Source organism: Hymenobacter sp. YIM 151858-1 (assembly GCF_025979705.1).
Taxonomy (GTDB): domain Bacteria; phylum Bacteroidota; class Bacteroidia; order Cytophagales; family Hymenobacteraceae; genus Solirubrum.
In genome coordinates, this window is record NZ_CP110136.1 from 1,712,528 (window position 1) to 1,736,674 (window position 24,147).

17 protein-coding genes are annotated in these 24,147 nt (G+C 60.8%); 8 read left to right on the forward strand and 9 right to left on the reverse strand.

Going from position 1 to position 24,147, the window contains the following annotated elements; all coding sequences use genetic code 11:
• Window positions 1-13: 13 nt before the first annotated feature.
• From trpA to OIS50_RS07675, 8 genes are all read right to left on the reverse strand, one after another.
• On the reverse strand, window positions 14-826 hold the full coding sequence (gene trpA / locus OIS50_RS07640) for a tryptophan synthase subunit alpha (RefSeq protein ID WP_264693719.1): 813 nt from the start codon (window positions 824-826) through the stop codon (window positions 14-16).
• A gap of 46 nt (window positions 827-872) precedes the next feature.
• Window positions 873-2,057, reverse strand: a complete 1,185-nt coding sequence (gene trpB, locus OIS50_RS07645; protein WP_264693720.1) for a tryptophan synthase subunit beta — start codon at window positions 2,055-2,057, stop codon at window positions 873-875.
• 14 nt (window positions 2,058-2,071) lie between these two features.
• A complete protein-coding gene (locus OIS50_RS07650) occupies window positions 2,072-2,764 on the reverse strand; it encodes a phosphoribosylanthranilate isomerase (RefSeq protein ID WP_264693721.1) in 693 nt (230 codons plus the stop codon).
• A gap of 14 nt (window positions 2,765-2,778) precedes the next feature.
• Window positions 2,779-3,612 (reverse strand): indole-3-glycerol phosphate synthase TrpC, encoded by an 834-nt coding sequence (gene trpC / locus OIS50_RS07655; protein ID WP_264693722.1) that lies wholly within the window; start codon window positions 3,610-3,612, stop codon window positions 2,779-2,781.
• A 165-nt stretch (window positions 3,613-3,777) separates the two neighbouring features.
• Window positions 3,778-4,770, reverse strand: coding sequence for an anthranilate phosphoribosyltransferase (gene trpD / locus OIS50_RS07660; protein ID WP_264693723.1), 993 nt, complete (start codon window positions 4,768-4,770; stop codon window positions 3,778-3,780).
• Window positions 4,771-4,851: 81 nt separating this feature from the next.
• The gene (locus OIS50_RS07665) at window positions 4,852-5,439 is read right to left on the reverse strand and encodes an anthranilate synthase component II (protein ID WP_264693724.1); all 588 of its coding nucleotides are present in this window, start codon (window positions 5,437-5,439) and stop codon (window positions 4,852-4,854) included.
• A gap of 42 nt (window positions 5,440-5,481) precedes the next feature.
• The gene (locus OIS50_RS07670; protein WP_264693725.1) at window positions 5,482-6,963 is read right to left on the reverse strand and encodes an anthranilate synthase component I family protein; all 1,482 of its coding nucleotides are present in this window, start codon (window positions 6,961-6,963) and stop codon (window positions 5,482-5,484) included.
• A gap of 389 nt (window positions 6,964-7,352) precedes the next feature.
• Window positions 7,353-8,780, reverse strand: a complete 1,428-nt coding sequence (locus OIS50_RS07675) for an alpha/beta hydrolase-fold protein (RefSeq protein ID WP_264693726.1) — start codon at window positions 8,778-8,780, stop codon at window positions 7,353-7,355.
• Between the two features lie 446 nt (window positions 8,781-9,226).
• Here OIS50_RS07675 and OIS50_RS07680 point away from each other — a divergent pair, with 446 nt between their 5' ends.
• The 4 genes from OIS50_RS07680 to OIS50_RS07695 all read left to right on the forward strand — a co-directional run bounded on the left by OIS50_RS07680 (window position 9,227) and on the right by OIS50_RS07695 (window position 16,149).
• A complete protein-coding gene (locus OIS50_RS07680; protein WP_264693727.1) occupies window positions 9,227-12,235 on the forward strand; it encodes a SusC/RagA family TonB-linked outer membrane protein in 3,009 nt (1,002 codons plus the stop codon).
• 13 nt (window positions 12,236-12,248) lie between these two features.
• The gene (locus tag OIS50_RS07685) at window positions 12,249-13,859 is read left to right on the forward strand and encodes a RagB/SusD family nutrient uptake outer membrane protein (protein WP_264693728.1); all 1,611 of its coding nucleotides are present in this window, start codon (window positions 12,249-12,251) and stop codon (window positions 13,857-13,859) included.
• Window positions 13,860-13,959: 100 nt separating this feature from the next.
• A complete protein-coding gene (locus OIS50_RS07690) occupies window positions 13,960-15,018 on the forward strand; it encodes a SusE domain-containing protein (RefSeq protein ID WP_264693729.1) in 1,059 nt (352 codons plus the stop codon).
• A gap of 270 nt (window positions 15,019-15,288) precedes the next feature.
• Window positions 15,289-16,149 (forward strand): N-acetylglucosamine kinase, encoded by an 861-nt coding sequence (locus tag OIS50_RS07695; RefSeq protein WP_264693730.1) that lies wholly within the window; start codon window positions 15,289-15,291, stop codon window positions 16,147-16,149.
• Between the two features lie 262 nt (window positions 16,150-16,411).
• On the opposite strand, the gene OIS50_RS07700 is transcribed toward OIS50_RS07695, so the two are convergent.
• A complete protein-coding gene (locus OIS50_RS07700; protein WP_264693731.1) occupies window positions 16,412-19,228 on the reverse strand; it encodes an alpha-amylase family glycosyl hydrolase in 2,817 nt (938 codons plus the stop codon).
• A gap of 191 nt (window positions 19,229-19,419) precedes the next feature.
• On the opposite strand from OIS50_RS07700, the gene OIS50_RS07705 reads away from it, so the two are divergent.
• The 4 genes from OIS50_RS07705 (at window position 19,420) to OIS50_RS07720 (ending at window position 24,059) form a co-directional block, all read left to right on the forward strand.
• Window positions 19,420-20,337: a YfiM family protein gene (locus OIS50_RS07705; protein ID WP_264693732.1), complete on the forward strand. Its 918-nt coding sequence runs from the start codon at window positions 19,420-19,422 to the stop codon at window positions 20,335-20,337.
• A 152-nt stretch (window positions 20,338-20,489) separates the two neighbouring features.
• Window positions 20,490-21,629, forward strand: coding sequence for a Smr/MutS family protein (locus tag OIS50_RS07710; protein WP_264693733.1), 1,140 nt, complete (start codon window positions 20,490-20,492; stop codon window positions 21,627-21,629).
• Window positions 21,630-21,789: 160 nt separating this feature from the next.
• Window positions 21,790-22,104, forward strand: coding sequence for a GIY-YIG nuclease family protein (locus OIS50_RS07715; RefSeq protein WP_319805326.1), 315 nt, complete (start codon window positions 21,790-21,792; stop codon window positions 22,102-22,104).
• 68 nt (window positions 22,105-22,172) lie between these two features.
• The gene (locus tag OIS50_RS07720; RefSeq protein ID WP_264693734.1) at window positions 22,173-24,059 is read left to right on the forward strand and encodes a M1 family metallopeptidase; all 1,887 of its coding nucleotides are present in this window, start codon (window positions 22,173-22,175) and stop codon (window positions 24,057-24,059) included.
• Window positions 24,060-24,147: the final 88 nt, after the last annotated feature.

The following is a 24,147-nucleotide window of genomic DNA, read 5'->3' on the forward strand; positions in this document are numbered from 1 at the left end:
CGCTGCCTAGGTACTAGCGGATGCTCTGCACAAATTGGCGAGCGGCGGCGTGCGGGTCGTCGGCGCCTTCGAGGGCGCGCAGCAAGGCCGAGCCGATGATGGCGCCGTTGGCGTGCTGGCAAGCCTGCTCGAACGAGGCCCGATCGGCAATGCCGAAGCCTACCAAGCGCGGGTTGCGTAAGTTCATTTGGGCAATGCGCTGCAGGTAAGCATCCTGCGCGGTTTTGTCGGCAGTTTGGTTGCCGCCCGTCAGGCCTGGGCCCGACACCAGGTACAGGAATGCATCAGTAAGCTCATCGAGGCGGCGGATGCGGGCTTCCGAGGTTTGCGGCGTGATGAGGAACACCTTGCGCAGGTTGTAGCGCCGAAAGGTTTCCTGGTAGAAGTCGGCGTACTCCTCGGCGGGCAGGTCGGGCAGAATCACGCCATCGATGCCGGCTTCCGAAGCACGGCGGCAGAACTCCTCCATGCCCAGCTGCATCACCGGGTTCAGGTAGCCCATCAGCAGTATCGGTGTATCGGGCAAGTACTGCCGCACGCCCTGCAGCTCATCGAGCAAGCGGCGCAGCGTCATGCCGTTGCGCAAGGCCACGGTGCTGGTTTGCTGAATTACCGGGCCGTCGGCCAAGGGGTCGGAAAACGGCACGCCGATTTCTAGGATGTCGGCACCGGCTTCGGCCAAAGTGCGCAGCAGCGGCACGGTGTCATGGAGGCTGGGGTAGCCGGCCGTAACATAAAGGTTGAGCAGCCCCTGCGGCTTGCGGGCAAAGAGGTCGGCGAAGCGGTTGGTCTGAACCACGTTATCGGGCTGAGTTGCGGTTTGCACGGTGCCAGATGGTAGAGTTGAGTGTTGGCGCGGCAGCGCGCATGAACTAAGCTAGGTGTAGCTCGCGCAAGTAGGTTTCGAGGTCCTTGTCGCCGCGACCCGAGAGGTTTAGCACCACCACGTCGGTTGGCTTCAGCTCGAGCTGGTCGAGAGCGGAGAAGGCGTGCGCGGTTTCGAGGGCCGGAATGATGCCTTCGAGGCGGCTGCACAGCTGCGCGGCTTGCAGGGCGTCTTCGTCGGTAACCGCCACGAATTTGGCGCGGCCCGAATCGGCCAAGTAAGCGTGAAGCGGACCAATACCAGGGTAATCCAGACCGGCCGAAATAGAGTGCGGTTCGGTAATCTGTCCGTGCTCATCCTGCATCAGCAGCGTGCGGCTGCCGTGGATGATGCCCGGCCGACCCAGCACCGAAGTAGCCGCCGATTTGTCGGTGTGCACGCCGTGGCCGGCGGCCTCTACGGCTACCAGCTGCACGCTGGGCTCGTCGAGAAAGTGGTAGAAGGCACCCGCGGCGTTGGAGCCACCGCCCACGCAGGCCACCACGTAGTCGGGCAGCTCGCGGCCGGCTTGCTCCAGCAGCTGCTTCCGCATTTCCTTACTGATAACGGACTGCAGCCGCGCTACCAGATCGGGGTACGGGTGCGGGCCCACTACCGAGCCAATGATATAGTGCGTATCGGTAGGGTTCGAAATCCAGTCGCGAATAGCTTCGTTGGTGGCGTCTTTCAGCGTTTTGCTGCCGCTGGTGGCAGGCCGAACTTCAGCCCCCAACATGCGCATGCGGGCTACGTTGGGTTTCTGCCGCTCCATGTCAACAGCGCCCATGTACACAATGCATTCCAACCCGCGCAGCGCGCACACCGTAGCCGTGGCCACGCCGTGCTGGCCAGCCCCGGTTTCGGCGATGATGCGCTTTTTACCTAGGCGCTCGGCCAGCAGAATCTGCCCCACGGTGTTGTTCACCTTGTGGGCGCCGGTGTGGCAGAGGTCTTCGCGCTTCAGGTAAATGGTAGCCCCGTAGCGCTCCGATAGGCGCTTGGCCCGGAACAGCGGCGTGGGCCGACCAACGTAGTCGCGTAGCAACTGCTGGTACTCCTGCTGAAAATCCGGATCGGCCAGAATGCTCAGGTATTGCTCGCGCAGCTCCTCCACGTTGGGGTAGAGCATTTCCGGAATGAAAGCGCCACCAAACTGGCCGTAGTAGCCGCGGGCAGTGGGTTGAAAAGACATAGATCGGTGTGGTGTTAGCGAGTGGTAGATGCTGCCGGCCGTAGCTGAGCCAGCGTTTCGCGGAGCAAGGCAATGTTCTTGAGGCCAGGGGCTTGCTCGAGCTTGCTGTTGAGGTCGAAACCAGCCAGGCCGGGCAAGGTTAGCGCGCCGGCTTCGGCAGCGTTGTCAGGCCCTAGGCCGCCGGCCAGCAGGTAGGGCGTGGGCAAGTTGTAGCGGCGCAGCAACTCCCAGTTGAAGGCAACGCCGTTGCCGCCAGCAGCCGGCCCGGCGGTATCGAACACGAACATGTTGCAGTGGGGCACGTAGGCTTCGAGCTGGCCGAAATCGAACAACTCCCCTACCCCGAATGCTTTGATTACTGCCAGGCCAGCGGCTGCCAGCTCGGCGCATTCGGCGGGCGTTTCGTGCCCATGCAGCTGCACGGCATTTAGGCCAAAGTGCAGGGCAATGCGCCGAATTACGGCCGTGCGCTCGTTCACGAACACTCCTACTTTGGTAACTGGTAGGCTGCGCATTTGGGCAGCATCCAAGGTATCCAGCGCATAGCGCGGCGACTTTGGCGCGAAGATGAAGCCTAGCATATCCACCTCTTGCGCAGCCACTTGGGCCACGTTGTCGGGGTACTTCAGGCCGCAAACCTTCACCAGCGGCCGGTTAGCCGATGCGGCAGGCAGTGCAGTGGTCAGCAACGAGTGAGCAGCAGTCATGGCCTCGGCAACAGTTAGCGCACGGCTTGCAGTTCGCGCAGTTGCTGAATAAGCGCGGCGCAGGCCTTTTCGGGGCGACTGTTGCGCATAAAGGTTTCACCGATCAGGAAGCCGTCGAAGCCAGCTTGGCGCAGCACCTGAATATCGGCCGCGGTGCGCAGGCCGCTTTCGGCCACCCGACCTAGGCGAGCGGGCAGCAGCTGGGCCAGCTCCAACGAGCGGTCGATGTTCACGGAGAAGTCGCGCAGGTCACGGTTGTTTACGCCTACCAGGTCAACGGCATCAATGGCGACATCGAGGGTACGCAGCAGCTCTTCGCGGTCGTGCACTTCGAGCAGCACCTCCAGCCCTAGGTCCTTGGCGAACAGACCTAGGCGACGCACCTCGGCCGGTTCGAGCACGCTGGCAATCAGCAGCACGGCATCGGCACCAATGCTGCGCGCTTCCAGCAGCTGGTATTCGTCAATCACGAAATCTTTGCGCAGTATGGGGCACAGGTTGAACTTGCGGGCCGTGGCCAAGTCCTCGTTTTTGCCGCCGAAGAACTCATTATCGGTGAGTATAGACAGCGCCGAAGCCCCGGCCATCATGTAGCCCAAGGTGGTTCGCTCCACCTTCGCAAACTCGTTGATCCAGCCTTTCGAGGGCGAGCGGCGCTTGAACTCCGCAATAATGCCGCTGAGCTCGGGCCGGCGCAAGTAGCCCAGCAACGACAACGTAGGCGAGTTGAAGTACTGGCTGCGCTCGAGCAGCGTAGTGGGTACCAAGCTGCGGCGCTCGGCTACCTCCTGCTGTTTGTGGGCCACAATGCGGGCGAGTACATCGGGGGGCGAAATGGTAGTGCTCATATGAAGTGCCTCACCCCCGGCCCCCTCTCCAAAAGAGAGGGGGAGCCTGACGACTTTGGGGTTTGTGAGGTTGTTTGTATGTAGAGAGTAGAAGAATTCGAAAAGGGTCAGCCTGTAGGTATTCGCTCCCCCTCTCCAGAGGAGAGGGGGCCGGGGGGTGAGGCCCTAGGTGTTCAGCAAGGTGGTAAAGGCCTGCCGCGCCCGGCCCGAGTCGAGCGACTCGTAAGCGGCATCCAGCGCATCGGGCAGGCTGATATTGGGGTTGATGCAGCAGATACCTAGGGCGGCGTTGGCGGCCACCACATCGCACTGCGGGCGGGTGCCTTTGCCATCGAGCACATCGCGGAAGATGCGGGCCGAACCTTCTACCGAACGGCCGCCTACCAGGTCTTCGGTGCGGCACACGGGCAGGCCAAGCTCGGTGGCGGTTAGCAGCCGCTCGCCTTCTTCGGAGGTAGCAATTTTGGCGTCGCCGGTAAGCGAGAGTTCGTCGTAGCCATCGAGGGCGTGCACCACGGCGTAGCGGGTACCGCTTTCCTGCAGCAGGTATTGGTACAGGCGCAACAGCTCGAGGCTATACACGCCCAGCAACTGAGCCGTGGGGCGCGCGGGGTTGATGAGCGGCCCCAGCATATTGAAGAAGGTGCGCACCCCTAGGTCGCGCCGAACCGGCGCAATGCGCCGCATGGCCGGATGAAACGCCGGCGCGTGCAGAAAGCAGATGTTGGCGGCCTCCAGCTGATGGCGCAGCCGGTCGGTGGGCGAATCGAAGTCGTAGCCGAAGTAGGCCAGGATGTTGGAAGCACCTACCGACGACGAGACGCCGAAGTTGCCGTGCTTCACCACTTTGTAGCCAGCGCCGGCCACCACAAAGCTGGCCAAGGTGCTGATGTTCAGGGTTTCTTTGCCGTCGCCACCGGTGCCCACAATATCGAGCACCTCGTGGGTGCCCAGCTCCGGGTCGCGGCACAGCTCGAGCAGCGCGTCGCGGAAGCCAGCCAGCTCGGGCACCGTAATGGGGCGCATCCGAAACACGGTTAGCAGCGCGGCGGCCTCGGCGTCGTTCACCTCGCCCTGACCTAGGCGCAGCATCAGCTCGTGGGCCTCGGCGCGGCTTAGGTTGTGGTGTTCGAACAGGGCAGTGAGCAGTTGTTTCATGAAGTAGATGAGTCGATGAGTCGATGAGTGAATGAATGGATGAGCGGATGGGTGAAGCGCGGAGGAGCGCAACGCACTCAGCTACTTGTCCACTTCTTCGCCGCTTAGCCAGTTCTGCAGCAAGCGGTGGCCGTGCTCCGTCAGGATAGACTCGGGGTGGAACTGCACGCCGCGCACGTCGTATTCGCGGTGGCGCAGCGCCATGATTTCGCCTTCTTCGTCGAAAGCCGTAGCCTCCAGGCAGTCGGGCATGGAGTCGGGCTTCACGGCCCACGAGTGGTAGCGCCCCACCCGGAAACGCTCCGGAATGCCGTCGAACAGCCGCTCACTGGGCACGGCCACGGTGGCGTCGGTAGCTACGCCGTGGCGCACCGTGCTCAGGTTGATCAGGCTGGCCCCGAAGCTCTCGGCAATGCCCTGATGACCTAGGCACACGCCCAAAATGCGCTTGGTGGGTGCGTAGCGGCGAATCAGCTCCGGCATCAGCCCGGCTTCCGAGGGAATGCCGGGGCCCGGCGACAGCAGCACGGCATCGTACTGCTCTACTTCATCTAGGTCGAGCTGGTCGTTGCGGCGCACGGTGATTTTGTCGCCATAGCCTAGCTCGCGCAGCACCTGCACCAGGTTGTAGGTAAACGAATCGTAGTTGTCGAAAACGAGAATAGACATCTGTCGGCAGTTTCTACAGGTGGGCAGTTTATCAACCTAGGGTTAGCGGATGGTAGCAGCGGTAGCCTCCGTAGCGCCGAGCTCCACGGGCAGCACTTCGTCGCCGGCTGCGGCGGCTTGCTTGAGGGCCTGGCGTAGCGCAGCCAACTTGTGGTGCACCTCGTTCAGTTCCGACTCGATGTCGGACTTCGCCACTACCCCGGCACCCGCCTGGAAGTAAAGCGTGCGGCCTACGCTCACAAACGAGCGAATGAAAATGGCGTGGTTGAAGTCGCCGTTCAGCCCTAGGTGCCCGATGCAGCCGCCGTACAAGCCACGCGCCGTGGGCTCCAGCTCATCAATCAGCTGCATGGCCCGCACCTTCGGCGCACCCGAGAGCGTACCCGCCGGGAATGTGTCGGCCGCTACTTGCAGCGGATCGGTGCCATCGGCCAGGGTGGCGGCCACGTGGCTTACTAGGTGGATAACGTGCGAGTAATATTGGATTTCGCGGAAGCGGCGCACCTCTACGGTGCGGCCGTGGCGGGCTAGGTCGTTGCGGGCCAAGTCAACCAGCATCACGTGCTCGGCGTTTTCCTTGGGGTCGTCGGCCAGCTTCTGAGCTAGTGCGGCATCTTCGGCATCGTGGCCGGTGCGGCGGAACGTGCCGGCAATCGGAAAGATGCTGGCCTCGCGGCCCTCCACGCGCAGCTGCGGCTCGGGCGACGAGCCCAGCAGGCGGTACTGGCCGTAGTCGAAATAGAACAGGTACGGCGAAGGATTGATGGCCCGCAAAGCGCGGTACACCTGAAACTCGTCGCCGCGGAAGCGCTGGGCAAAGCGGCGCGACAACACTATCTGGAACACGTCGCCGCGCAGGCAGTGCTGCTGGCCCGCGGCCAACACCCGGCGGAATTCGTCGTCGGTTTGGTTGGTTTCCTCCGGCCCTTCCATGGCAAAGCCGAAGGTGGGGCGCACGGGGCTGCGCACCACGCTCAGCAGGCGCTGCAGGGCTGCGTCGTCGGGCTCCGAATCGGCGGGCGTGTGCTCAAACACGTGCAGCTCCTGGCGGTAGTGGTTCAGGGCCAGCACGTAGCGGTACAGGCCGTAGCGCGCATCGGGCAAGGGGCCGGCCACCGGCTTCGCGGCATCGAACTGCACATCTTCGCAGTACTGCGCCGCACCGTACCCTAAGTAGCCAAACAGTCCGCCCGTGATGAAGGGAAAGTTGGTAGCCGGCGCCTCAAAGCGGCGGGCAAACTGCCGCAAGCGTTCCAGGGCCTCGTGCCGGGGGTTAGCCAAGGTGGTACGCTCCTCGGTGCCGTTGAGCAGGCGCTCCAGCAACTCGGCGCCGCGCAGCTCAAAGCGGGCCAGCTCATCGAAGGCGATGTACGAAAAAGCGTTTTGCTGCGCGTGGTAATCGGAGCTTTCGAGCAGCAGGCAGCCGGGGTACTGGTCGCGCAGGCGCAGGTACAAGCCAACGGGCGTAACGGTGTCGGCGGGCAGGCTGAGGTGACGGGTACGGAGCTGAATGGGTGCTGACATGGCTAAAAAAATCGAGGCTGGCGGTTCGGGATTTTGGCCGGGCCCGAAATGCAACAAGCCCGGCTTATTCGGCCGGGCTTGTTGCTTTGTATCTGGTGGTAGCAGCGGTTGCTGCTTCGACTAGCTTACAGACGCACGTGCGACCCGTCCGAGATTTCGGCCGTGCCACCACCAAAGCTGCTGCGAAGTCGAGTAGTTCATTGTTGTGTCTGATTGACGCTGCAAAAGTACACAGCTTTTCAAAAAGCCAAAGGTTTTACTGCCGAATTATTAGCAAACGGCAGAAATATTATCATATTCCCAAAAACCTAAGCCCATACGCAACGATTCTTACAAACCTTTGCCAAATGAGCTCGGATTAATTGACAATCCAACAACGCGTTACCCGTTTAGTTTTTCACAAACGTCCGGCTCACCACTTGTTTCTTGTTTTTGAGCCGAACCGTGTAGCTTCCTTTTAATAGGTGGCTTAAATCGAGCGGGGTGTTGGGCCCGCGCAGGCTACGCCGCAGCAGCACGCGCCCCGTGGTATCCGAAAGCTCCAGCCGGGCCTCCTGCCAGCCCTCGGGCAGCTGCACCGTAAGTTGCTGCCCGGCCGGATTAGGATATAGGCTAAACATTGCGGTTTTGGCCCCTGACTGCTGACTATTTACCAGCGCGGGCGCAAACAACCATTGCTGCGCCGCCGGAAACTCGCGCTGCCAAAACCACTCGGCGTGTTGGCCATCGGCGCGCACCTGGTAGCTAAGGTCGGTAGCGGCGTAGCCGGCCCGCTGCAACGAGTCGCGCACGGCCTGCATCAGCGGCACCATCGTCTGGCTTTCCTGAGCGCCGGCCACAAAATAAAAGCGGGTGGGTGCGGCGGCGCGGTGCTGGTTCAGATAAGCTTTCAGCTCGGCCTCGGCAAACCAAAACGCCGGCGAAAACACCCCTACCCGCCCAAAAGTATTGGGGTAGCGCGTGGCCGCGTACAACGAAATCAGCCCGCCCATACTCGAGCCGGCAATACCGGTATTGGCGCGGTCGGTGAGGGTGCGGTAGTTGGCGTCGATGTAGGGTTTCAGGGTTTGCACCAGAAAATCGGTGTAGAGTGCGCCCTGCCCGCCGCCGTACTGCGCGTTGCGCCACGGCGAGTACTCGTCGAGGCGGGTGGTGCCGCCGTTGTCCACGGCCACCACAATGCAGCTGCCTGCCTTAATGCCCTGCTGCTCCAACGCACCTAGGGCTTCGTCAACACCCCACTCGCCCGAAAAGCTGGTGCATTTATCGAACACGTTCTGCCCGTCGTGCATGTACAGCACCGGGTAGCGCTGCTGCGGATTGGCAGCGTAGCCGGTGGGCAGGTACACCCACACCCGCCGCTTACGCCCGAGCTGCGGCATATCAAACTCTGTGCTGACGACGCGCACCTGGGGCTGCACGGCCGTCGACTGGCACGGCGCAGGGGCGTTGGTTCCTAGGTCCTTCCAGCCCAGCACCTGCAAGTCAACGGTGGTGGGCGCGGCCGTAAGGGTGAGCTTGCGGTTGGGCACATCGGCAAACTGGGCGTCGGTTTCTACCGCCGCCCAGGAGCCTCGGGTGAATTTGAACTCGACGGCGCCGGTAAGCGTGGCGGGCAAGGTAACCTGGTACCGGCCCGATGCCGCTTGCTGGAGCTGCCAATCGGGGCTGGCCGGGTTCCAGTTATTAAAGCTACCGGCCACGTACAGCTTGGCCCCGGCGGGGGTGTTGGCGGGCACGCTGGTGAGCTGGAGCGTGGTTTGGGCCCGGGCCTGACCTAGGGACAGGACAAGACCAACAGCAAGCAGAAGGCGCATGGAACTTGGTTGATTATAGAAACAACGCAAGTAAAGCCGCTTGCTCGAAACATTTTTTGTGGAATGCAAAATTGTGCTGCGTCTGTCCGACCTTCGGCCGAGCTTATCAGTCGATCCCGAATTAAAGCCCGCGACACTATTTAGCTGCAAAACAATTACTTACTTCAAACGATTTCGGAGTAATAAGGGCGCCGCGGCTATGAAATCCTTTGCATAAAAGCATAGGTAAAATCATCCCACAAATAGTACTATATAATCATCTGTCGCAAACGTTTGCGATACCTGCTTTGATTACTTTAACTTGCGGAGTTTATTTATGGGAACAAACCACCTCGTCAGGTACCCTCTTCACCACAACTTCTTGGCCATTGCTTCAACCCACATTTGAAAAGTCGACGGCTTACCAAACGCCTGCAAACATCTCCCTCAACCCAGTTCATGTGACCATGAAACACTCCTACCTGCCGAAACTTTGGTTTCTGCTTTTCTTCCTAGTCAGTTGCTGCCTGAATGCGGCCGCCCAAACGGGCGCCGTGAGCGGGCGTATCCTTGACGAAAATCAACAAGGCCTGCCGGGCGTAACTGTACTCATCGAGGGCACGCAGCTGGGCAGCTCCACCAACGGCGAGGGCCAGTACCTGATTCAGAACGTGCCGGCCGGTCCGCGCGTGGTGGTGGCCTCGTTCGTGGGCTTCTCCACCCAGCGCATCCCCGTAACGGTGGTAGCCGGCCAAACCGCTACCGTGCCCAACACCGTGCTGGGCGAAAACACCACCCTGCTGAACGAAGCCGTGGTTATCGGCTACGGCACCCAGCGCCGCCAGGACCTCTCGGGTTCCGTAGAGCAAATCTCGGAGCGCCAGTTCGTGAAAGGCCAGGTTACCAACCCCGAGCAACTGGTACAGGGCAAAGTCGCTGGCTTGCAGGTAACCACCAGCAGCGGTGCTCCCGGCGCTGGCTCGGTTATCCGCATCCGCGGCGGCTCCTCGCTGAACGCCGGCAACGACCCGCTGTTCGTAATTGACGGTGTGCCGGTTGACAACCGCGACCTGCCCGGTGCCTCCAACCCCTTGTCGCTGATCAACCCCAACGACATCGAGAGCATCAGTGTGCTGAAAGACGCCTCGGCCGCGGCCATTTACGGTTCGCGCGCTTCGAACGGCGTAATCATCGTAACGACCAAGAAAGGCCTGCAAGGCGAGAAGCTGCGCGTAAACGTGTCGAGCCAGAACTCGGTTTCGACGCCCGTACGCTACGTTGACGTGCTGTCGGCCGACGAATTCCGCGCCCTCGTGAACGAGCGCGGCAACGCCCAGCAAAAAGCTTCGCTGGGTACGGCCAACACCGACTGGCAGAAGGAAATCTTCCGCACGGCCCAAACCACCGACAACAACGTGAGCCTAACCGGCGCCGTTGGCAAGCTGCCCTTCCGCGCCTCGGCTGGCTACCTCGACCAAGAGGGCCTGTTGAAGCGCAACGACCTGAAGCGCTACACCGGCGCCCTGAGCCTGACCCCCGTACTGCTCGACGGCAACCTGCGCGTTGACATGAACGTGAAGGGCTCGTGGATTGACAATAACTTCTCTAACCAGGACGCCGTGGGTGCCGCCGTGTACTACGACCCCACGCAGCCTATCTTCTCGTCGGAAGGCCGTTTCGCCCCGTACGGTGGCTACTTCCAGTTCCTCGACAACGGCAGCATCAACACCCTGGCCCCGCGCAACCCCGTGGGCCTGATCGAGCAGAACCGCCGCCGCAGCACCGTAAAGCGTAGCATCGGCAACCTTCAGCTCGATTACAAGCTGCCCTTCCTGCGCGACCTGAGCGCCAACCTGAACCTGGGCTACGACATCCAGCGCAGCCGCGGTACCAGCGTAACCGACCCCAACTCGGGCCAGCTGACTGGTGCCCGCCTGGGCCGTGGTATTTTTGAGCAGTACGCGCGCGACAACAACAACCGCCTGCTCGAAGCCTTCCTGCGCTACAATAAGCAGTTTGGCGGCAGCCGCCTCGAGTTGCTGGGCGGCCACTCCTACCAGAGCTTCGACTACAAAGAGTACGTGTTCGACGACCGCGACGTATTCGGCCAGATCTTCCAGAACCCCGCCGACCGTCCGATCAACGGCAAAGACTACTTCGACCCCGGCTACCGCCTGCTGTCGTTCTACGGCCGCGCCAACTACACCCTCAAGGACAAGTACATCCTGACGGCTACGTTCCGCGCCGACGGCTCGTCGCGCTTCTTGGAAGAAAACCGTTGGGGCTACTTCCCCTCGGCTGCCTTTGCTTGGCGTTTGAAAGACGAGGGCTTCCTGAAGAACTCGTCGGCTGTTTCGGACCTGAAACTGCGCCTGAGCGTGGGCCAGACCGGTCAGCAAGACATCGGCAACCGCTACTACGACTACATTTCGCTCTACACCCCGAGCCGCAACACCGCGCAGTACCAGCTGGGTAACCAGTTCTACAACACGCTGCGCGCCGGCCTCTACAACGAGGAGCTGAAGTGGGAAACCTCCACCACCTACAACGCCGGTCTGGACTTCGGTTTCCTCGACGGCCGCATCAGCGGTGCAGTTGACGCTTACCAGCGCAAAACCACCGACCTACTGAGCTTCATTCAGGTAGCAGCCCTCACCAACCTCTCGAACGAAGGCTTCTTCAACGTAGGTGACCTCGAAACCCGTGGCGTGGAAGCCAACTTGAACCTGGGCCTCGTACGCGGCGACAAGTTCGACTGGTCGATCAACGCCAACGCCAACGTGCTGCGCACCGAAATCACGCGCCTCACCAACGTTGAGAACCCCAACTTCGTGGGCAACCCGACAGGCGGCATCGACGGCGGCGTGGGCAACAACATCCAGATCAACTCGGTAGGCTACCAGCCTCAGTCGTTCTTCGTGTTCCAGCAAGTGTACGACAGCAACGGCAAGCCGGTAGAAGGCCTGTACGTTGACCGCAACGGCGACGGCGTAATCAACGGCTCCGACCGTTACCGCTACCAGTCGGCCCGTCCGCGCGCCATCCTGGGCTTCGGTACCAACCTCACCTACGGCAAGGCCAGCCTCGCTGCCACGCTGCGTTCGCACATTGGCAACTACGTGTACAACAACGTACGCTCGCAGTCCTTCTTCGTGCAGAACTCGAACGGTTTCGTGAACAACACCACCGCAGAAGTAAACGACTCGCGCTTTGGCTCGCCGCAGTACTTCTCAGATTACTTCATCGAAAACGCTTCGTTCCTGCGCATGGAAAACATTACGTTGGGCTACAATTTCGGCAACATATACAAAGACCGCGCGAACCTCAACGTATCTTTTGCTGTTCAGAACTTGTTCACTATCACGAACTACACGGGTCTGGATCCGGAGCCGCAGCGTGATGGCAACCAAGGCATCGACAACACGATCTACCCGCGTCCGCGCACGTTCACGGTTGGTCTGAACTTCGGCTTCTAACGCATTCCTGAAAATGAAAAATAAGTTTATCCGGAGTCTGGCAGCCGTAATGCTTGCGGCCTCGCTGGCACCGCTTTCTTCTTGCGTAGGCGAACTGGAGCAGTCGCCCACGTTCCTATCCAACACCGAAACGGTGTACCGCGACCCGGCCCAGATTCAGCAGGTGCTGACCCGCCTCTACGCTACCCTGGCCATCAGCGGCCAGCAGGGCCCGGCCGGCCTGCCCGACATCACGGGCATCGACGAAGGCTTCTCGAACTACCTGCGCCAGTACTGGAAAGCCCAGGAACTGACCACCGACGAGGCCATTATCGCCTGGAACGACGGCAACCTGCCCGACTACAACCGCCTGACCTGGAACGCCAACAACGAGTTCGTACGCGCCATGTACGACCGTATTTTCTACCAGGTAGGCTTGTGCAACGAGTTCATCCGCCAGACCACCGACGCCAAGCTGAGCGAGCGGGGCATCAGCGGCAACGATGCGGCTACGATCAAAACGTACCGCGCCGAGGCCCGTTTCCTGCGTGCGCTGAGCTACTACCACGCGCTCGATATGTTCGGGGGCAACGTGCCGTTTGCTACCGAAGAAGCCTCGGTGGGCAGCACGCTGCCGCAGCAAACCAACCCGACGGCGCTGTTCACCTACATCGAGTCGGAGCTGAAGGCTGCCGAGGCCGACCTGCCCAACGCTGGCCCTAATACGGCCAACTACGGCCGCGCTACCAAGGCTGCGGCCTGGACGCTGCTGGCCAAGCTGTACCTGAACTCGAAAACCTACCTGGGCGCTTCGAGCCAAGACCGTTGGTCGGACGTAATTGCCAACTGCAACAAGGTAATCGCCGCCAACTACCAGTTGGCCCCCGAGTACCGCTTGCTGTTCCTGGCCGATAACGACCGCACGGCGGCCAACCGCGAAATCATCTTCCCGATCAACTTCGACGGCATCCGGACCAAAACTTTTGGCGGCATGACGTTCCTGGTGCACGCCGCTATTGGTGGCAGCATGAAGGCCTCGGACTTTGGTGTGAACGGCGGCTGGTTTGGCCTGCGCACCAAGAAGAACCTGGTTGACCTGTTCCCGGATGCCAACGGCACCGCCGACAAGCGTGCTATGTTCTACACGGCCGGCCAGAGCAAGGAAATCAGCGACATCTTCACCTTCACCGACGGCTACGCCGTTACGAAGTACAAGAACGTAACCTCGACGGGCCAGGCCGGCTCCGATGCTACGGGCGACTTCCCTGACACGGACTTCCCGATGTTCCGCCTGGCCGATGTGTACCTGATGTACGCCGAGGCTGTATTGCGCGGCGGCACGGGTGGCAGCCAGGCCGACGCCGTGCGCTATGTAAATCAGCTTCGCACCCGCGCCCAGGCTGCGCAGGTAACCACCCTCACCCTCGACGGCATTCTGGACGAGCGTGCCCGCGAGCTGTACTGGGAGGGCCACCGCCGCACCGACCTGATCCGCTTTGGCAAGTTCACGGGCGGCAACTACGTGTGGCCGTTTAAGGGCGGCACGCCGGCCGGCCGGGGCGTATCCGACAACCTGCGGATTTTCCCCATCCCGACCACGGACCTCACGGCCAACCCCAACCTGAAGCAGAACCCCGGCTACTAAGCCGTAGCCGGCAGGCCCCGGTGCCCTGGGCAGGGCAACCACCTAGGGCACCGGGCGCCTGGCTGCTGAATCCTTCAAGCGTTTTTCAAATCCACATCATATGAACAATCGGCTTACCCAACTTACTGGGCTCTGCGCCGCCGCTCTGCTCCTGCTCGCCTCGTGCGAAAAGGAGGAAGAACGCGCAGTACTAGCCCCCAAGGATGTGCCTGGCCTGACGGCCTCGGCCACTACGCTGAACCTCTCGATGGCTACCGCCACCCAACCGGCGGTAACCTACAACTGGACGCGTTCGACCTTCGGCTACGACGCCGCGGTTACCTACACGCTACAGTTTGATAAGCAAAGCGGTGATTTTTCGACGCCTTACGAAGTAGCGGTGGGCACGGCCCTCACTAAAACCTTCACGGTAGCGGAAATCAACGACATTCTCATCAGCCGCCTGAAGCTGACTGCCGGTACACCGGCGCAGGTAAAAGTGCGCGTGAAGTCGAGCGTAGGCGACAAGGTTGCGCCGCTGAACTCGGGTGTTTCTACCTTCACGGCCACGCCGTACCTGGTAGTAATCAACTATCCCTCGCTGTATGTGCCGGGCAACCACCAGGGTTGGTCGCCGGCTACGGCTCCCAAAATTTCGGCCTTCACCAACAACCCCGATGTGTACGAGGGCTTCGTGAACATCACCGATGCTTCGCCGGAGTTCAAGTTTACCAGCAACCCGAACTGGGACGGCACCAACTACGGTGACGGTGGCGCAGCCGGTACGCTCTCGACCAACGGTGGCGCTGGCAACCTGAAGGTAGCCGGCCCGGGCTACTACCGCCTGAAGGCCAACACCAAGAGCCTGACCTGGGAAAACCTGAAAACCACCTGGGGCGTGATTGGCTCGGCTACCCCCAACGAGTGGAACAGCGACACTCCCCTGACGTTCGACGCTACCACCGGCACCTGGAGCGCCCGCGTAGCTTTGAAAGTGGGTGAGATTAAGTTCCGCGCCAACAGCGACTGGGGCGTAAACTTCGGCGACGGCGGCAACGGCGCACCCGTAGACGCTATTCTGGACTATGGCGGCGACAACATCAAAATCAACACCGCTGGTACTTACACCGTAACGCTCGACCTGAGCAAGCCCGGAAACTACACCTTCACGGTGAAGTAGTAAGTACTTCGGCAGCAACGCGCTAGCACATGCGGCGCGCTGCCTGGCAACAAAAAAGGCCACTGCTTCGGCGGTGGCCTTTTTTGTTGCCGAATATTTTTACGCAGCGCATACCTAGGGAGCCTGATACGGTGCACGTTCGGCAGTACCGCCGCTGTTTTGAAGCACTTTGCGTGTGTATTCCGGCAATAAAACTAGGTACTTGCTATAACCTGCCTATTTTCGCAGATAGTCCGGCTTATCCGGTTTCCCCGCAACCCAAACTGCTTTATGATTCTAATTGCCGACGGCGGTTCTACCAAAACCAGCTGGTGCCAGCTCGACCTAGCCGACCCGCAGGATCGTATCCACTTCAACACCGAGGGGTACAACCCGTATTTCATCGACACCGCGGGCATCGTGAAGTCGTTGGACGGCAGCTTGCCGGAAGCCCTGCCGCGCGAGCAAGTATCGCAGGTAAGCTACTACGGCGCGGGCTGCTCTACCCCGGCCAACGTGGGCACTGTGGAGAAGGCCATGCGCCAGGTATTCCCGAATGCCAACGTATACGTAGGCCACGATTTGCTCGCCGCGGCGCGCGCGTTGCTCGGCCGTGAGGCAGGCTTTGCAGCCATTCTGGGCACGGGCACCAACTCGGCTATTTATGATGGCCAGGACATTGCCCACAACATCGACTCGCTGGGCTATTTCCTGGGCGACGAAGGCTCGGGCTCCTGGATTGGCAAACGCCTGCTGCGTGACTACATGCGCCGCCTGTTGCCCGATGGTTTGCAGGAAGCCTTTAAGAAGGAGTACGGCCTCGAAAACGAGCAGATCTTCGACCGCATTTACAACCAGCCGTTGCCCAACCGCTTTCTGGCTTCGTTCAGCAAGTTTGCTTACGAGCACAACAACATCAGCTACTGCCGCGACATCGTGGTAGAGGGCTTCGAGGCCTTCTTCAAGAACCTCGTTATCCGCTACCCCGAATACCAGAATTACACTTTCAACTGCGTGGGTTCGGTGGGCTACAACTTCCGCGACGCGCTTTCGCAGGTGGCCCGTGCCCACGGCATGCAGGTCGGCAAAATCATCCGCTCCCCTATCGATAGCCTCGTTGACTACCACGTGGAGGTAGCGCAGGCCGACTAGGTGCCCTAGGTGCCGCACGCGCAACAAGGCCGCTCCCAGCCAGTGGGAGCGGCCTTGTTGTTTGCCGGTGTTCCGGCGGGCGTACGCGGGTGTGGGCATTGTACCCTAGGTCGGTACCCGCGCTACAAGCAAAGGCAGGGTTAGCCAGACTCATGCCAACGCCTGAAACCTGACCGCCACGCCCTTAACTCCCACGCAACAAAAAAGCCCCGCCAGCTGGCGGGGCTTTTTTGTTGGCCGAAGCCGTTGGCATGGCAAGCACCTAGGGCTGCACTACCAGGCGCGTAGTGGCGGCGGTAGCACCGGCTTGCACCTTCACGAGGTACACGCCCGGAGCCAGGCCGGCCAGCGGTACTTTAACGCCGATGGGGCCGGCTGCCTGACGGCCCGGCAGCGCTACGCGGCGTACCTCGCGGCCGATGATGTTGTGCACACTTACCTGCACGGGCGCGGCCGTAGGCAAGGTAAAGAGCACCGTAGCCTGCGAGCTGGCAGGGTTGGGCGCTACCGTGAGGCCGATGGCCGCTACTTGCTGCGCGGCTTTCGAAGAGGTAACGCGGGCCAGGCGGCGCGAGGTGTATACGCGGTACTCACCAGGCTGCAGCGTAATGGCCGCATTCACGTCGGTTACCGTGATGCTGTCGTTAGCCAGGTAGTTGTACCACTTGCCCGTGCTCTGGAACTTGGGGTTCACCGTTGCCGAAACCACATCGAAGTTGCCGATAACGGCTACGCTCAGGTTGGCGTCGCTGAGATGGATGGTTTTGGTAGCCCCGGCCACGTTCTGCACGAACGTCGAGGGGTTATCGAACACCGGGTTATTTTTCTTCAGCGAAATAAGGTTGCGGTAGGTGTCGTAGAGCTTGCGGCGGGCCGGTACGTTGTAGTACTCCCAGCGGATGGGCTTGTTGCCTACGCGGCCATTCTCGTCGATGCTCACGTCGTAACCCACTTCGCCAAACTGCCAGATCATTTTCGGGCCGGGCACCGTGAAGAAGAACGCCGCGGCGGCTTCGTTGCGGGCCAAAGCCGTGTTCAGGTTGCGGGTATCGTAACCGGCCACCTGCTTGCCGAAGCTGATGTTTTTGAACATCAGGCGCTCCTCGTCGTGGCTTTCCATGTAGGTTACCAGGTTCGGCTGCGACCAGTTACGGGTGCCGTAGTAGCCCCAGCTCAGGTCCGACTTGTTGTTCTCCACGTAGCCCATGGTGGCCTCGTTGTAGTTGTGGTTCAGGTTGCCCCACAACATCATGCCTTCGGCCGCCAGAATCTGCTCTTCGCTGTTATCGGCAAAGTGCTCCAGTATCACGTAGGCATCTTTGTCGACGGTGCGGATGTGGTTGTTGTAATCCTTCCAGATGGCAATGCGCGAGTCATCTTTCTGCCCCCACTTGCCCACGTCGCCGCCGGCATTGGTTTGCGTAAAGCCCTTCGACAAGTCGAAACGGTAGCCGTCGATTTTGTACTCCTGCAGCCAGAACTCCATCACGCGCTTCGAGAAGGCACGGGTGTAGGGGCTCTCGTGGTTGAAGTCGTAGCCCACGTTGAAGGGGTGCGTAGCATCCTGGTTGAACCACGGGCTGTTGGCGGTAGGCTTGCCGTTTTCGAAGTACAGCTGCACCATCGGCGACTCGCCAAACGAGTGGTTGAGCACCATGTCCAGAATCACGGCAATGCCGCGGCGGTGGCACTCGTCGATAAAGCGCTTCAGCTGATCTTTGGGGCCGTAGTATTTATCGGGAGCGAAATAGAAAGAGGTGTTGTAGCCCCACGATTCGTTGCCCTCAAACTCGTTGACGGGCATCAGCTCGATGGCGTTTACGCCCAGGCGCTGCAGGTAAGCCAGCGTGTCGGTGAGGGTTTGGTAGTCGTGGCGGGCAATAAAGTCGCGCACCAGCAGCTCGTAAATAACCAGCTTGCTTTTGGCCGGGCGCTTATAGGTGGCAGCCTGCCAGTTGTAAGCCGCCTGGTTGGTTTGCAGCACCGATACGTTGCCGGTGGTTTTGCCCGTGGGGTAAGCCTTCAGGCCGGGGTACGTTACCTGTGGGATAAAGGGGTCGTCGCTGGGGTCGAGCACCTTCTCGGTGAAGGGGTCGGCGATGCGCAGCGTGCCATCTACCAAGTACTGGTAGGCGTACTCCTGGCCAGCCTGCAGGTTATCGAGCTGCAACCACCACTGCTTGCCGTCGGGGGTTTTCTTCATGTAGCCCGCGTCGGTGGGCTCCCAGTTGTTGAACTCGCCCAACACGAAAGCGTGCTGCTTATCGGGGGCGGTAAGTACCAGCACCACCGAGGTGCCGCCGGGCAGGTAATTGATACCATCGCGCATGCCGCCGGGCAGCGCCTGCGTAACCACGGCGCCGCGCACGAAAAACACCAGCGTTTGCTGGGCCGTTTGCGAGCCGTCGGTGGCAACCACTTTTACTTCGTTGCGGCCGGCCTGGGTAAACGTCAGCTCTTTGCTGATGCTGTTGGCGTTGGCTTCTTCCTGCAAAGCGTTGTTAAGGAACAGCTTGAGGTTGCTGCTCTTCGAGGCTTCGGCCGAAACCCGCACTTTGGCACCGCTTTCCACCAGCTGCAAGTTCTGGCCGGCGGGGGCCGTAAAGCGTACCGACAGGGCCGCGCTCTGCTGCACCTCAATCAGGATGTCCTTGTTGCCGGTGTCTTTGCCCTCGGGCGAGCCGTTGGCCCCGCGAAACACCATCGCGAGCTTCATGATTTTGTCGGTTGCCGGCAGCTTATCGTAGTAAGTGCGCGGCACGAAGCTGATGGTGTAGAGGTTAGGATTGGTGGCGCTGCGCGTCATCTTCTCCTTGGCAATGGGCTGCGAGAAACTGGTGCCCACCACCGCCTTCCAGTCGGTATCGTTGGCGCTTTTGTCGGAGATTACGCCGGTCCAGATGTACACGTCGCCGGTGTAATCCTTCAGTCCGCCCGAGCCTTTGGTGGCATCGAAAGTCAGGGTTACCTGGTCGTCGGCCGTGAAAAACGACGGCTGCGTGGTAACCACCTGGGCGCGCACGGCAGCTGTGCTGAGCAGCATCAGCCAGAGCACACCTAGGAGTCGAAGTTTTCTCATAAACGGTGGCAAATAGTAGTGGTTGAGGTGATGAACCTAAAAAAAAGACGCAAGAAACACAGTAAAGGTACTACCCTACCGCAAACGTTACCAGCCCCGCTCCTATCTTTTGTGTGTAGCTTTGGCCCGCGCACAATTTTCTTCGAATGCGGGCTCTGCAACGCGGTTTTGTTTTGGCCATTGGCTGCCTGGTGGCAAGCACTTTGGGGGTAGCCCAGGGCCTGCCGCCGGCTGCCGCCGCAAACGATTCGGTGCTTATGGCTGCGCCGCGGCGCCCGGCCCTAGGTGCTACGCCGGTTCCGGTGCCCAGGCACCGCCTGCCGCTGGTTATCGGCACTTTTGCCACGGGCTACGCCGGCACTTATTACGCGCTCAGCCGGGGCTGGTACACGGGGCCGCGCAGCCGCTTTCATTGGTTCGACGACACGCGCGAATGGAAACAGCTCGATAAAGCGGGGCACCTGTGGGGTGCGTTTCATGAGAGTCGCGGGGCCGTGGATTTGCTGCGCTGGGCCGGCCTCACGCCCAAGCAAGCCATTTGGTACGGCGGCTTCGTGGGCTTTTTGCTGCAAAGTCCCATCGAGTATTTCGATGGCCGCGACCCGGCCTACGGCGCCTCGGCTTCCGATCTGGTGGCCAACTTCCTGGGCTCGGCCGGGGTTATGGCGCAACAGCTTACCTGGGGCGAAGTTCGCCTGATGCCCAAAGTGTCGTTCCGGACCACGCCTTACGCCCCGCGCCGGCCCAATGTGCTGGGCAAAAACCTGGGCGAGCGGCTCCTGAAAGACTACAACGGCCAAACCTACTGGCTGTGCGCCGATGTGGGCGCCTTTTTGCCCCAGGGCAGCCGTTGGCCCCGCTGGCTGCAACCGGCCCTGGGTTACGGCGCCCAGCAAATGCTCTACAACGACCCCGACGCCAACCGCGCCGCCGGCCTCGATGCCTACCGCCAGTACTACCTGTCGTTCGACATCGACTTGCGGCACATTCCCACCCGCAGCAAAGCCCTACGAACGGTGTTTTACGTGGCCAGCATCTTCCACTTGCCCGCGCCTGCCCTGGAGCTAAACCGCAAGCGTGGCCTGGTGCTGCACGGGCTGTACCACTAAGGCACCTAGGGCCTTGGGTGCCGCTGGGCCAGCCCCGGGCATCGGTGGGGCCGCTTTTCGCGTTTCATTAGCGACCTTTACCCCTGCCCGCGCCCCGGCTGCCACCGCCGCCCCGGCGACCTAGGGCAAACCAGACGAAAAATCAGCTGATTATGAATATTGGAGACCGAGTGCGCCTGATGTCGGGCCGCGAAGAAGGCATCGTTACCCGCATCCTCGATCAAAACCTTGTTGAAGTAACCATCGACGACTTTCCGGTGCCGGTGCTGCGCTCAGAGTTGGTGCTGGTAGCTCCCGAGGAGTTTAAGGCCTTTGGCGGCAGCGAGCTGGCGCCTTCGCAGGTAGCGGCGCCGCGCCCCCTCAAGCCGGGCAAGCCCACCGGCAAAAACACGCCGCCCGCCGTTACCAGCACTACCTCGCCCGGCGGCAGCACGCCCGTGCCGCCCAAGCCCGCCCCGGCTCCGCCCGCGCCCAAAGGCCTGTACCTGGCCCTGGTGCAGCAAACCTCGGAGCTGCTGGTGGCGCACCTCATCAACAACACCGATGCCGACGTGCTCTTTACCTTTGGCGAGGAGCGCAACGGGCAGTACCGCGCCCTGGCTTCTGATAAGCTGGCCCCCAAAGCGGTAAGCCAGCCCCTAGGTCATCGGCACCTCAAGGACTTCGACCAGTGGAGCACGGCCGTGGTGCAGCTGCTGCCCTCGCAGCCGAACGCGCCTACCCTGTTCGAGACGTTGGTTAAGCGCGTGTCGTTCAAGGCCAGCTCGTTCTACTCCAGCCGCCGCGAGGCGCCGGTTATCAAGCGCGAGGCCTTCCTGTTTCAGCTCGATGAAAAACCGGTAGCGCCCATTCCGGTGCCCACCACCGACGAGCCCAAGCCCGCTGCTGCCCCCGCCGCCGTCGACCCCGTGAAGCTGCGCGACCAAATTGCCGACAAACTGCGCGGCGACGCCAAAACCGTAGTACCCGCTCCCAAGCAGGAGCCCTTGAAAGCAATTGTGGCCCCGCCCCACGAGGTTGACTTGCACCTGGAGGCCCTAAAACCCGAAGGCGGCACCGAAGGCCTGAGCAACACCGCTATTCTGGAGCTGCAGGTAAACGCCTTTGAGGATGCGCTCAGCCGGGCCCTGGCCACCAACATGCACGAAATCGTGTTCATCCACGGCACCGGCAACGGCACGCTGCGCAAGGAGCTGCATAAGCGCCTGAGCCGCAACCGCGACATCAAGTTCTTCGAGGAAGCCCGCAAAGAGAAATTCGGCTACGGCGCTACGCTGGTGCGGCTGAAGTAGGGAGTTTGCCCTAGGTGCTGTCATCCTGAGCCTAAGCGAAGGACCTTCTCACGCAAAAACGAGCCGTTGTTTACGCTGTCATCCTGAGCAAAGCGAAGGACCTTATCACGCGAGATAGTAATTACTACCTGGCGTGATAAGGTCCTTCGCTGTGCTCAGGATGACAGTATCACTTATCACATCTAAAATCTGCAATGCCCTATTACGTCTATATCTCTACCAACCCCGCAAAACAGTTCTGTACATCGGCGTAACAAACGACTTAGCAAACCGCCTCGCGCAGCACTACGCCAACCGCGGCGAACCAGGCACTTTTGCGGGTAAGTATTTCTGCTACAACTTGCTCTACTTCGAGGAGCATCAGAATAGCCTTAACGCCATTGCCCGCGAGAAGGAATTGAAAGGCTGGACGCGGGCGAAAAAAGACGCTTTGATCGATACCTTGAACCCTGCAAGAGAATTCTTGCAATCCTGACGGCGCCCGACGTGGCAAGGTCCTTCCTTCGTCAGGATGACAATACACACCGCTCTTCTTCCACCCCGATGAACCTACCCGGCCTCCTTGCCGCCTCGCTCCTAGCCCTCAGCACCCTCCCCACTTTCGCGCAGCAGCCCGCAGCACCTGGGCTGCCGGTACCGCGCAACCTGCAGGCCACCTACGCCAAAGGCACCCGCGCCGAAGACGGCAAGCCTGGTCCCAAGTACTGGCAAAACGCGGCCGATTATAACCTGCGCATCAACTTCGACCCTACCACGCGCCTGGTGGCCGGCACCGTCGATATCACCTACTTCAACAACAGCCCCGACGAGCTAAATCAGCTGTGGTTTAAGCTCTACCCAAACCTTTACAAAAAGGGCGCGGCGCGGGCCAGCAGCATCCGGCCCGAAGATGTAAGCGAAGGCGTGAAGATTGAGCAGCTGACCATCAACGGGCAGGCCCTCGACCTAGGCAAACTGAACATCGACGCTACCAACATGCAGGTGCTGCTGCCGCAGGCCCTCGGCGCCGGGCAGCAGGCCAAGGTATCGGTAACGTACTCCTACACGCTTAACCAAGGCTCGCACACGCGCACCGGCGAGGTGGAGCCCGGTTCGCACTTCGTGGCGTACTTCTTCCCGCGCATTGCCGTGTACGACGACATCGACGGCTGGAACAAGCTGCCCTACAACGGCCAGCAGGAGTTCTACAACGACTTCGGCAACTTCTCGGCGGCCATTACGGTGCCCAAAGACTACGTGGTGTGGGCCACCGGCGACCTGCAGAACGCCTCCGAGGTGCTCACGAAGAAATACGCCAAGCGCCTGCGCGACGCCGAGCGCAAAGACGCGGTGGTAAAAATCATCGACGAAGCCGATGCCCAGCGCCGCGACATCACGGCCGGCAACGCCCAAAACACCTGGCGCTTCGAGGCCAGGAACGTGCCCGACTTCGCCTTTGCCACCTCCGACCATTACGTGTGGCAGTCGACGAGCCTGGTAGTCGATCCGAAAACCAAGCGGCGCACCCGCGTGGATGCCGTGTACAACCCCAAGCACAAGGATTTTGAGGAGGTGGTGCACTTCGGCCGCAAAACCGTGGAGGCCATGAGCTACACCTTTCCGAAGTGGCCCTTCCCCTACTCCCATGAAACCGTGTTCAACGGCCTCGACCAGATGGAGTATCCCATGATGGTGAACGACAACCCCGTGGAAACCCGCGCCGACGCTATTACCCTCACCGACCACGAAATCTTCCACACGATGTTCCCCTTCTACATGGGCATCAACGAAACCAAGTACGGTTGGATGGACGAGGGTTGGGCGACCATCGGCGAGTGGGTTATTTCGAGCATCATCGACCCGAAGCTGGTGGACGATTACGGCGTGCTGCCCTACGCCCGCGCCGCCGCCACTGAGGCCGACATGCCCATCACCACGCTCAGCACCCAGCAAACCGGCACGGCTTTTTTCCTGAACTCCTACCCCAAGCCGGCCCTGGGTTACCTCTACGTGCGCGACCTCCTAGGCGACGAGCTGTTCACGAAGGCGCTGCACACCTACATCCAGAACTGGAACGGCAAGCACCCCATGCCCTTCGACTTCTTCAACTCGATGAACGCCGGGGCCGGCCGCAACCTCAACTGGTTCTGGCAGCGCTGGTTCTTCGACGGCGGCTACCCCGACCTAGGCATTGCCAGCGTAACCAAGCAAGGCGCCAGCTACGATGTGGTAGTGGAAGCAAAAGGCAGCAAGCCCGTTCCCGTGGATTTGACTGTGACTTACGCCGACGGCACTACGCAGCAAGTGCACCGCAACATCGGCGTGTGGGAGTCGGCGCCTAGGTCCATAACCGTGCAAGTACCCGGCGACAAAGCCGTGAAGCAGGTGAAGCTGGGTAGTACTTACGTGCCGGATAGCTACCCGCAGGACAATGTGTGGGAAGGAAAGTAGAACGACCCTGCTGTCATCCTGAGCACAGCGAAGGACCTTATCACGTTTGGTTGATTACTACCAAACGTGATAAGGTCCTTCGCTGTGC

Bases quoted from the DNA above. Each gene is read 5' to 3' on its own strand.
- trpB (WP_264693720.1), bottom strand. From the start codon at position 2,057: ATGTCTTTTCAACCCACTGCCCGCGGCTACTACGGCCAGTTTGGTGGC.
- OIS50_RS07650 (WP_264693721.1), bottom strand. From the start codon at position 2,764: ATGACTGCTGCTCACTCGTTGCTGACCACTGCACTGCCTGCCGCATCG.
- trpC (WP_264693722.1), bottom strand. From the start codon at position 3,612: ATGAGCACTACCATTTCGCCCCCCGATGTACTCGCCCGCATTGTGGCC.
- trpD (WP_264693723.1), bottom strand. From the start codon at position 4,770: ATGAAACAACTGCTCACTGCCCTGTTCGAACACCACAACCTAAGCCGC.
- OIS50_RS07665 (WP_264693724.1), bottom strand. From the start codon at position 5,439: ATGTCTATTCTCGTTTTCGACAACTACGATTCGTTTACCTACAACCTG.
- OIS50_RS07670 (WP_264693725.1), bottom strand. From the start codon at position 6,963: ATGTCAGCACCCATTCAGCTCCGTACCCGTCACCTCAGCCTGCCCGCC.
- OIS50_RS07675 (WP_264693726.1), bottom strand. From the start codon at position 8,780: ATGCGCCTTCTGCTTGCTGTTGGTCTTGTCCTGTCCCTAGGTCAGGCC.
- OIS50_RS07680 (WP_264693727.1), top strand. From the start codon at position 9,227: ATGAAACACTCCTACCTGCCGAAACTTTGGTTTCTGCTTTTCTTCCTA.
- OIS50_RS07685 (WP_264693728.1), top strand. From the start codon at position 12,249: ATGAAAAATAAGTTTATCCGGAGTCTGGCAGCCGTAATGCTTGCGGCC.
- OIS50_RS07690 (WP_264693729.1), top strand. From the start codon at position 13,960: ATGAACAATCGGCTTACCCAACTTACTGGGCTCTGCGCCGCCGCTCTG.
- OIS50_RS07695 (WP_264693730.1), top strand. From the start codon at position 15,289: ATGATTCTAATTGCCGACGGCGGTTCTACCAAAACCAGCTGGTGCCAG.
- OIS50_RS07700 (WP_264693731.1), bottom strand. From the start codon at position 19,228: ATGAGAAAACTTCGACTCCTAGGTGTGCTCTGGCTGATGCTGCTCAGC.
- OIS50_RS07710 (WP_264693733.1), top strand. From the start codon at position 20,490: ATGAATATTGGAGACCGAGTGCGCCTGATGTCGGGCCGCGAAGAAGGC.
- OIS50_RS07715 (WP_319805326.1), top strand. From the start codon at position 21,790: ATGACAGTATCACTTATCACATCTAAAATCTGCAATGCCCTATTACGT.
- OIS50_RS07720 (WP_264693734.1), top strand. From the start codon at position 22,173: ATGAACCTACCCGGCCTCCTTGCCGCCTCGCTCCTAGCCCTCAGCACC.